The following is a 441-nucleotide window of genomic DNA, read 5'->3' on the forward strand; positions in this document are numbered from 1 at the left end:
GCCGCAACTACGCGTGCGACGCGCAGGGCCAGTGGTTCTTCCAGAACGGGCCGCAGCGCGTATACGTCGAACTCGCCTATACGCCGTGGGTCGTGCGGCTCGCCGAGCATGACGGACAGCTTGCGCTCACCGACCAGACGGGTGCCCCGTTCGAACCGGATGCAGCGTGGCTCGACGACGGCGGCGGCGTGCTGTTTCGCGATGCCGGCACACCCGCGCGCATCGCGGCGCTGCACGATCACGACCTCGGGCTGTTCGCCGATCACGCGGATTTCGATGCCGAGCCGCCGGTGCTGCGCTGGCGCGACGGCCGTACGCTGCGGCTCGGCCGCATCGCGTGCGCCGACGTACCGGCGCGGTTCGGCTACGTCGCCAGCCCGGCGCGCCACGCGCGCGACGCCGCCGACAGCGGCCAGTGAGCCGCGGCGGCGCCGGCCGCGC

1 protein-coding gene is annotated in these 441 nt (G+C 73.7%); it reads left to right on the forward strand.

Translation table 11 applies throughout. From position 1 onward, the window contains the following. Positions 1-419: DUF2946 family protein (locus tag A9Z05_RS03255; RefSeq protein WP_069616851.1), on the forward strand; the 419-nt coding region annotated here is incomplete at its 5' end. Between the last annotated feature and the right edge of the window lie 22 nt (positions 420-441).

This window comes from Burkholderia sp. A2 (assembly GCF_001729305.1).
GTDB classification, from domain to species: domain Bacteria; phylum Pseudomonadota; class Gammaproteobacteria; order Burkholderiales; family Burkholderiaceae; genus Burkholderia; species Burkholderia sola.